We start from the raw sequence: 8,887 nt of genomic DNA on the forward strand, positions 1-8,887 counted from the left end.
AACCTCGCCGTCCGACTGGGCGAGCTGCCACTGCGCTTCGAGCAGCACGAGGCGCTGATCAATGAAGTGCGCGGCTCGATCGTTCATATCGATCCGGCGCTGGAGGAATTGCGCGCCAGCGATGGGCGACTGGGCGAAGAGATCAACCGCTTCGCCGGGCAGGCCGATGAGCGCGATGATCTGAATGCCCAACGCATCGACGACGTGCGCCGACAGGTCGAGACGCAGGTGCGCGATCTGCGCGAGACGTCCGATCAGCGCGTCGAACGCCTCGGGCAGCGTCTCGAATCGTTAGGCGATGTCGATCGTGAGCTTGCCTATCGCATCAGTGTGCTGGAGTTGCGCATTGAGGAGACCCGCGAGCTCTCCACCCGGTTACGCCGCGAGGTCTGGCATTTGCACGAGCTACGTTCGCGCATGCGACTGGAGCAGGCGCAGGCAGAGATGCAGGCAGTGGCGGACGCACGGCGCGCCGTCGAGCAGGATGCGGCCGGAGAGCCGCCAGAGCGACAGGGGAACGGCGTATGAGTCTGTGCCGACGCATTATTCCCTGCCTCGATGTGACAGGCGGGCGCGTGGTCAAGGGCGTGCAGTTCGTCGAGTTGCGCGATGCAGGCGATCCGGTTGAGATGGCGGCAGCCTACGACGCCGCCGGGGCCGACGAGATCACATTCCTCGATATCACCGCGACCAGCGACAATCGCGAGACGATGGTCGACGTTGTTCGCGCGACGGCGCAGCGGGTGCATATCCCGCTGACGGTCGGCGGCGGGATCCGCACGACCGACGACATGTATCGCATGCTGCGGGCGGGTGCTGACAAGGTCAGCGTGAACTCGGCCGCGATTGCCCGACCGGAGCTGATCGCCGAGGGAGCGCACCGCTTCGGCAACCAGTGCATCGTGCTGGCGATCGACGCCAAGCGCCGCGACGATGGCGGTTGGGAGGTCGTCAGCCACGGCGGACGCCGCCCGACCGGGCTGGATGCGGTCGAGTGGGCACGCCGCGGTGTTGAGGCCGGGGCCGGCGAGATCCTGCTGACCAGCATGGACCGTGACGGCACCCAGCAGGGCTACGACCTGGAGCTGACTCGCGCCGTCTCCGATGCCGTCCCGGTACCCGTCATCGCCTCCGGCGGCGTCGGCACGCTTGAGCACCTCTACGACGGGCTGACGGCTGGTGGTGCATGGGCTGTCCTGGCCGCATCTATCTTCCACTACGGCACGTACTCAATTGCCGAGGCGAAGGACTATCTGGCATCGCGGGGTGTGGTAGTCCGGCAGCCATTTGCCGGTTCGGCCTGACGGCGGCGCGCGATGCATCGACCGCCGAGTCGCCAGCAGCTGCTGATGCGGCAGCTGCGCGATCCGATCGTATTGCGCAGATGGGCACCGCGCGCGTTACTGACTCTGGCAGTTGCGGTCGTGACCGGCGCAATCATCGGTGGCGGCGTGGGGCGCTTGCTATCCGTCGTCGGTTGGGTACTCCTCATCCCGATCAGCGTCGCATTCGGCTACGGCGAAGCATTCTTCATTGCGCACGGACGTGGAGTTCGGCGCGCAACTCTGGTGCTGATTTGTTCCGCAATTGCGTCATTGATCTTCTGTGTCATCCTGTCAACTGGTGGAATTGCTGATTTGAGCACGGGAACACAGGCTGGAAAGGTGATTGTGACGCTTGTGTTATTCCTCGGAACAGGGTTGATGATCGCGAGCATGTCAGGACTCGGTTTTGGCTTGGGGACGGGCTATTTGGCCCGAAAAATCAATGAGCGTAGCAGTGATGAATGGCCATGATCAGGTGCGTAAGAGTGTACGTACATAGTTTGTGAATTGGTTGACATGACTCGAAATCTTGTGCTAAGGTGCCATCGTCCTGAGACGACGATGTCTCGGGTTTGTTTGGAGAACCAGCAGACCCATCGCTGAGCGTGTGTAACGCGCAGATGAGAAATCTGATCCGGAACAGTTGTGGGGCAACGAAGTCGGGTCAGGCGCTAATCGTCAGGTTCTGGTGTTACTGCTATCGATGGCAGGGCTCGCACAAGGGGAGTGCGAAGCTAAAGACGCCAAACCGCCAACACCCAGGACAGCCTTCGGGAGGGGCTGAGCAGTCTTCATACGGTTCCAGGCTGAAGCCGGGTGACCGTGACTGCTCCACGAGAATCCAGACATTCATCACTGCCAGACTGTGGTCGTGAATGTTGCGCGCAGAATGCGTGGAGGGTTCTCTGGATAGGGTGTCGTAGGAGGGAACTCGTTTGCGACGCATGAGACGCAGTCGGTCGCTGATGGCGATTGCCGTGGCGGCCACGATGACTCTGGCGCTCGTTATTCCAGTAGCCGCAGATCTCAATCTCGTTCCTGGTGACTATGCACAGGTCGCGTACACCAACGGTGACGGCGTGAATGTGCGTACGGCAGCCGGGTATTCCGGAGCGATCGTCGCGACCCTCGGCGAGGGGGTTGAGGTTTCGATCGTTGACGGTCCGGTCTGGGCTGATGACGGCTCGGGCTGGTACTACATTTCCGCTGACACCTGGGATGGCTGGATTGAAGGCTGGGTCATCTCTGACTATGTTTCCGGCGATCCAGCAGCCGTTCGATACGAGTCCGTCGCCAGCGCTGAAGTCGCCACCTGGGCGACCGTGGTTGGCACTGATGGTTACGGCCTGCGCCTGCGAGATGGCGCGACGACCGCAGCCGGCGTGATCACCGTCATGGGTGAGGGCGAATCGGTCGGCGTTGTCGAGTCGTGGATCACCGGCAGCGACGGCGGCAGCTGGGCGAGCGTTCAGTACGGCGGCATGGCCGGTTACGCATCGATGGACTACCTCTCAATCGGTGGCGGTTCGAGCGATACCGTGTCAGTTGCCAGTGAGCCAGTTACCAGCGGCCTGAGCATCGGCGACCGGGCGGCAGTGTCCGGCACCGGCGGTGGTGGCCTGAATGTCCGCGCCGAAGCCTATTACGGCGCAAGCGTGCTGACGGTTGTCCCTGAGGGCGATGTCGTCGTTATCATCGACGGCCCGGCCTGGGATGGCGAAGGCAACGGCTGGTATCAGGTTGATTACTCCAGCACCGTTGGCTGGGTGCATGGCGGCTACCTGTCCTGGACTGACGCTGCACCATCGAACGCCCCGGTTCTTGAAGCTGTCGAGACGCCTGAGCCTGTTGCAGAAGAGCCGGTTGCTGATGCGCCGGTCGCGGCAGTCAGCGGCGTTGGTGACGCCATCGTGTCCGAAGCGCTCAACTACGTCGGTCTGCCCTACGTCTGGGGCGGCACGACTCCGTCAGGCTTCGACTGCTCTGGCTTCACGTACTACATCATCAATCGCGTCGTCGGGAACGGCTTCTCCCGTTCGCTCGAAGTTCAGGCCGTGAGCGGCAGCTATGTCGATCCGGACAACCTGCAGGCTGGTGACCTGATCTTCCAGCAGAACACCTACAAGTGGGGCCTGTCGCACGTCGGCATCTACATCGGTGGTGGCCAGATGGTGAACGCGCAGAGCGAGCGCGTCGGTGTCGCCATCGCCAACATCTGGGATAGCTACTGGGGTCCACGCTACTACACCGCTCGCCGCATCGGCTAGCATCCGGATCCATACAGTCTGATCAACGAGGCCCGGCTACACCAGCCGGGCCTCGTCGTTATTCTGGCAGGCGATCGGCGACGCCAGCACGTCGACCAGTCCGGTCCGACAGCCAACCCCGAAATCTGTCATTTCGAACCGCAGTGAGAAATCTCCCATGCGTTCGGGTCTGTCCAACGTGGGGAGATCGCTTACCTGTGCCGTGTCCGCACATCTGGCCGCCACCCGGGACTCAGGAATGCAGCAGCTGCCACTGCCCTTCGGAGACAATCTCAACGTTGCCATCGACGACCTTGAACGCGGTGTCGTCGTCGACGGCGTAGGCGGGGCCGGGGATGTTGGCAGCCCATTGCTCCGCGCGCTCCATCGTGTTCCACGGCAGATCCGGGTGATTCAGGTGCGGGAAGATCGAGAAGTCTACGATGCCGAGCGTTTCGTCGCTGCCGCTCGGCGGGTTCCACTGCATGAACTCTCTGCCGATTCGCGGCGTCATGACCATGCTACCGGCGCTGAGGCCCACCCAGGTGGCGGACAGTGACGGCAGGAGAGCTGCCAGGCCGGACTGCTGCATCCAGTAGCTCAGGAACAGCGCGTCCCCACCATCCACCAGGAGCACGTCCGCGTTCTGGACCCAGGGGTGCCAGAGCGCCTCGCCGAGGCTGGGCAATGCGGTGAGCTCCAGCACGCCAACCGATTTCCAACCAAGATCGGTCATCTTCGTTTGCCCGCGCCCGCTGATGAATCGCCACGCCGCCCCCGGCCCAGCCATCGGGTGCCCGTATGTCGCAGTCGGGATGCAGAGCGCGTTGCACTCGGCGATCGGCTTGTCCAGCAACTCGAGGAGTGCGTTGTGGATGCTCGGATTCCTGACCCCGCCGGAGGTGAGAAGCAGTTTCACGGTGTGGTCCTTTGGCTACATCGAGTCGGTGCTCGGGGAGTGTAACCTGTGATGCCCGTCGCACATATGGGCCTGTTGCACAGATCGGAAGCGGGGCAGTCTGAGCCCACTGGAAGCGAGCGCGACAAACGGAGCGCTCACTGCCGATCCCCGGCAGTGAGCGCTCCGTTGGAGTCTGCGTGGTCGTTCGGCGAGCGAGCTACCGCCCCGAGCGTCCGGACCGACCGTTGTCGTTGCCGATGCGCTGCGGACCATCCTCGGTCTCGTACTGCACATCGAAGTTCACGATCTGGTTGCTGAGCAGTTGGACATTCGTGCTGTAGTAGCTGCCGATGCCAATATCGAACGTATAGCAGTCGCCATTGTACTCGTGGCAAACGCCGCTATCTGCGCCCTGATCCGAGATGTAGTTGCCCCGGAGCAGGATGTTGTTCGACGTGTCGATCGCGAAACCGTAGTCCGAATTGCCGAGTACCGTGTTGTTCACCACCTGGAGGTTCTCGGCCTGGTAGAGCAGGAAGGCCGCCCCGTACCAGTACGAAGTCCCCAGCCACTGGTTGCCGTAGACGGTGTTGTTGCTGACCCAGCCGCCAGCACCATAGGCGATCTGAACGGCGTTCGCGGCCAGCGACGCCTGGGTGGCACTGGCACCGACGGTGTTGTTGTACATCATGACGATGACATCACCGTTCACGACGATGCCGGTCTTCTGGTAGTTCTCGACTCGATTGTTGGAGATCTCAACCCGCATCGGGTTGCTGCCGGTGCCGTCGAATGGTGGGTTGCGAACCTCGATCGCATTCCCCTCCTGACAACCGGACGCGCCCTGGTTGATATCCAGAATCGAGCTCTTGGTGATCGACCCACTAGCGCTATCGAAGCGCACGCCGGCGAGGCGGTCGTTGCCTGCGGCGCAGCCGGTCTGCCCAACATCAGCACGCACAACGAGGCGCGTGATGTTCATCGAGCTGCCCTCGTTCTGCACGACAGCACCCCGGAACTTGCCGCCGTCCGGGTTGACGGCAGTGATTGTGTAGCCTCGGCCGTCCAGCGTCGCGCCGTTTGGCACGAAGATTGTTGAGTCAGTCGTGCAGTCGCCCTGCAGCTGGTATGAGCGCGGCGTGCGGACAATCACGCAATCGTCTGCCGCGGCTGCCGGAGCAGCCCCCGCCACAACGACGAGTGTGCTCAGGATAGCCAGCACAGCCGCGAATCGAATAATCCTCATCTCACCCGATCCTTCACCATCTGGAGTCGATCGAACGACTATCGGCCGGGACGTCCGGAGCGTCCAGTGCGATCCTGGTTTCCATTGCCGCGCTGCGGGGTAACGTCGGACTCATAGGAAACGTCGAAACCACTAATCTTGTTGAGCAGGAGATGGACGCCACTGCTGTAGTAGCTGCTGACACCGATATCGAACGTGTAGCAGGTGTCCCCGTATGTGTGGCAGATATTGGCGTCGTTGCCCTGATCGGCAATCGAGTTCCCGCGAAGGATGATGTTCGATGAATCCTGGATCAGGATGCCGACATCGGAGTTTCCGCGGATCGTGTTGTTGGTGATCTGGAGATTCTCAGCGCCATACACGACCATGGCGGTGGCCACCCAGTAGGAGGTGCCAAGCCACTGATTCCCGTAGATCGTGTTATTGCTGACCCAGCCGCCGGCACCGTCGCCAATGTCAACGCTGTTGGACGCGAGGGCGGACTGGTTGTAGCCTGCGCCAATGGTGTTGTTGAACATCGTGAGGATGATATCGCCGCTCACCACGACGCCAGACTTCTGGTAGTTCTCGACGCGGTTGTTGGCGATCTGGACGTAGACCGTACCTGCGCCGTCACTCTCCGGGTTGCGAACCTCGATGCCGTAGCCTTCCTGGCAACCGGACGATGTCTTGTTGATGTTCAGGATCGAGCTTCTGGTGATTGATCCGCCGGCATTGGCGAAGCGGACGCCGGCCAGTCGATCTGCATTCGCACCGCAGCCGGTTGCGTTCAGATCACCGAGCACGGTGATGCGCGTGATGTTCATCGAGCTGCCGTCGTTCTGGAGCACTGCACCGACGAACTTCCCGCCATCCGGGTCGACTGCCGTGATGGTGTGGCCCTGGCCATCCAGCGTCGCGCCATCCGGCACATAGATCGTCGCGGTCGTTGTGCAGTCCGCCGCAAGCTGGATCGAGCGCGGCGTGTCGATGAACACGCAGTCGTTCGTCGGCGGCAACGGCTCGAATGTTACCCAGTCGAAGTCCCAGTCCCGTTCGCCACCAAGCGCCAGGCGGACTTCGACAGTTGACTCTGCGGAGAATGTCTGCTCCACGACGACCGGTGTTGCGATGTTGCGGCTGTCAACTGAGACGCCGGGATAGATGTACTCACCGGCGACGACCGGATGCAGTGTCCCGCTGGTCACCACTTCGCCATCAATGCGGTACTCGAAGTAGGACAGTGAGTTGGTGTCGTTGACAAAGCTCAATGTCACCTCGTCGATACCTTGCGAGACGAGATCAACGTGAGGATAGTTGTTGGCTCTGTTTGCGTCGTTCGTGCTGGGGAAGTCATAGGCCAGTGCCGTCGATGTGGCGAAGACGGTGAAGAGAGCGCTAACGACGGCTGCAACGGCTGCGAGTCGTAAGATCTTCATCGGGGAACCTTCCTGAACTAACTTTCAAGCGGCGGACTGTCGGCGGTGTTCACGGTCCCATCTGCTCTCTCCCTGGTCGATGACCATGCGGCGGCCACGGCGAACCGCTACCGGCGTCTGAACGTCGGATCAATGTGCTGCTTGGACGAGGCAATGATTGCATAACATTGACTGCGATGTCAACCAAACTTGGCCGAATCAGAATTGATAGTGCGCAACGTTGACATCAACATGGTTGTACGCGGCGCACTATTCTCAGGCGGCGCGATTCGGGCTTGCCTGGTCGGCTTTCGGGCGGCACAGGGCTGCAGTACACTGCGCAAGTTCGGAACAAGCGTCGACGCGTGTGACTGCCGCACGCTCAGGGGAGAATCATGGAAATTCAGCTGCTTCGTCATGCAACGCTGGTGGTCGAGTGTGGTGGTCGTCGACTGATGGTTGACCCGATGCTCGGCCCCAAGGATGGAACTGACCCGATCCCCAATACACCGAACCAGGTGCGCAATCCGATGGTGAAACTGCCGTATGACGACGCGACGCTTCGTCAGCTCATCTCGTCGCTGGACGGCGTAATCGTGACTCATTTGCACGGCGATCACTGGGATCGGCGCGCGGTGGAGCTGCTGCCGAAATCACTGCCGCTCCTCTGCCAACCGGGAAACGAAGAGCGCCTGCAGACTGATGGCTTTCAAGATGTCACGCCAATTGCTGACACACTGGACTGGAACGGCATCTCGCTGAACCGCACGGGCGGCCGCCATGGCACCGGCGAGATCGGCGAGCGCATGGGCGCGGTCTCGGGCTTCGTCCTGCGCGCTGACGACGAGCCAGTGCTCTACATCGCCGGTGACACGATCTGGTGCGCGGAGGTGGAGGAAGCGCTCGCGGCCCACTCCCCGGAGGTGATCGTCCTCAACAGTGGTGCGGCGCAGTTCCTCGTTGGCGATCCGATTACGATGACAGCGGCTGATGTCTTCGAAGTCTGCCGCGCTGCACCGGATAGTGCCGTCATCGCGGTACATATGGATTCGATCAACCACTGCCTGCTCACACGACGTGCGCTCAGTAATGCCGCCGAGGAGGCTGGGTTCAGCGACCAGGTGCGCGTTCCCACGAACGGTGAGGTGCTGACGTTCTAGCCCGACTGAGCGTCAGGAGGGAGAGCGCAAGGTGATCGGGAGCATTCGCACGCCAGGTCCACATCAGGGTCAGCAGGTGCTGGTCGCTGGGGCAGCACCTGCCGAAGCGACAGCTGCAGTCATCCTCGTGCATGGCCGCGGCGCTACCGCACGCGGCATGTTCGGGCTGGTGAACGAACTGCCGGCTGAGACCGTGACCTACGCTGCGCCGCAGGCGGCCTCGCAGACCTGGTACCCGTACTCGTTCCTGGAGCCGATCGAACGCAACGAGCCGTGGCTGACCTCGGCGCTGGCCGCAGTTGGCGACGTCGTTGATGCGCTCGCCGATGAAGGCGTGCCGCGCGAGCGTATCGTGCTGCTGGGCTTCTCGCAGGGTGCCTGCCTGTCGGCCGAATTTGTCGCCCGCAATCCGCAGCGCTACGGGGGCCTGATCGTGTTCTCGGGCGGGCTGATCGGTCCGCCGGGGCTGGCTCGCAATGACGTTGGCGATATCGCTGGCACGCCGGTGTTCATCGGCGGCAGCGACATCGACCCGCACATCCCGCTGGAGCGCATGCAGGAGACCGCCGCGATTCTGGAGCAGATCGGCGGGAAGGTGGATCTCCGCGTCTA

Annotated in this window: 9 protein-coding genes; 6 read left to right on the plus strand and 3 right to left on the minus strand. The window is 62.0% G+C overall.

Annotation, left to right across the window (positions count from 1 at the left end; translation table 11 throughout):
- The 4 genes from M9890_14720 to M9890_14735 all read left to right on the plus strand — a co-directional run.
- Positions 1–528 (plus strand): hypothetical protein (locus M9890_14720; protein MCO5178206.1); only part of this gene is annotated, 528 nt, incomplete at its 5' end.
- Positions 525–1,304, plus strand: coding sequence for an imidazole glycerol phosphate synthase subunit HisF (gene hisF, locus M9890_14725; GenBank protein MCO5178207.1), 780 nt, complete (start codon positions 525–527; stop codon positions 1,302–1,304). The genes M9890_14720 and hisF, both read left to right, overlap by 4 nt.
- Positions 1,305–1,349: 45 nt before the next feature.
- Complete coding sequence (locus M9890_14730; protein MCO5178208.1) at positions 1,350–1,796, plus strand: hypothetical protein; 447 nt, start codon at positions 1,350–1,352, stop codon at positions 1,794–1,796.
- Between the two features lie 473 nt (positions 1,797–2,269).
- Positions 2,270–3,592, plus strand: coding sequence for an NlpC/P60 family protein (locus M9890_14735; GenBank protein ID MCO5178209.1), 1,323 nt, complete (start codon positions 2,270–2,272; stop codon positions 3,590–3,592).
- A 232-nt stretch (positions 3,593–3,824) separates the two neighbouring features.
- Here M9890_14735 and M9890_14740 read toward each other — a convergent pair whose 3' ends face one another.
- The 3 genes from M9890_14740 to M9890_14750 form a co-directional block, all read right to left on the minus strand.
- Positions 3,825–4,490 carry a Type 1 glutamine amidotransferase-like domain-containing protein gene (locus tag M9890_14740; GenBank protein MCO5178210.1) on the minus strand — a complete coding sequence of 222 codons (666 nt, stop codon included), beginning with the start codon at positions 4,488–4,490 and terminating at the stop codon, positions 3,825–3,827.
- Positions 4,491–4,689: 199 nt separating this feature from the next.
- Positions 4,690–5,718, minus strand: a complete 1,029-nt coding sequence (locus M9890_14745) for a right-handed parallel beta-helix repeat-containing protein (GenBank protein ID MCO5178211.1) — start codon at positions 5,716–5,718, stop codon at positions 4,690–4,692.
- A 38-nt stretch (positions 5,719–5,756) separates the two neighbouring features.
- Entirely contained in the window at positions 5,757–7,136 is a 1,380-nt protein-coding gene (locus M9890_14750; GenBank protein ID MCO5178212.1) for a right-handed parallel beta-helix repeat-containing protein, read from the minus strand.
- 374 nt (positions 7,137–7,510) lie between these two features.
- On the opposite strand from M9890_14750, the gene M9890_14755 reads away from it, so the two are divergent.
- Positions 7,511–8,275, plus strand: a complete 765-nt coding sequence (locus M9890_14755; GenBank protein MCO5178213.1) for an MBL fold metallo-hydrolase — start codon at positions 7,511–7,513, stop codon at positions 8,273–8,275.
- 31 nt (positions 8,276–8,306) lie between these two features.
- Positions 8,307–8,887: alpha/beta hydrolase (locus M9890_14760; protein MCO5178214.1), on the plus strand; the 581-nt coding region annotated here is incomplete at its 3' end.

This window comes from Thermomicrobiales bacterium (genome assembly GCA_023954495.1).
GTDB lineage: Bacteria > Chloroflexota > Chloroflexia > Thermomicrobiales > CFX8 > JAMLIA01.

Excerpts from the sequence above, each read along its gene's own strand:
- hisF (MCO5178207.1), top strand. The coding sequence starts at position 525 with ATGAGTCTGTGCCGACGCATTATTCCCTGCCTCGATGTGACAGGCGGG.
- M9890_14730 (MCO5178208.1), top strand. The coding sequence starts at position 1,350 with ATGCGGCAGCTGCGCGATCCGATCGTATTGCGCAGATGGGCACCGCGC.
- M9890_14735 (MCO5178209.1), top strand. The coding sequence starts at position 2,270 with ATGAGACGCAGTCGGTCGCTGATGGCGATTGCCGTGGCGGCCACGATG.
- M9890_14745 (MCO5178211.1), bottom strand. The coding sequence starts at position 5,718 with ATGAGGATTATTCGATTCGCGGCTGTGCTGGCTATCCTGAGCACACTC.
- M9890_14750 (MCO5178212.1), bottom strand. The coding sequence starts at position 7,136 with ATGAAGATCTTACGACTCGCAGCCGTTGCAGCCGTCGTTAGCGCTCTC.
- M9890_14755 (MCO5178213.1), top strand. The coding sequence starts at position 7,511 with ATGGAAATTCAGCTGCTTCGTCATGCAACGCTGGTGGTCGAGTGTGGT.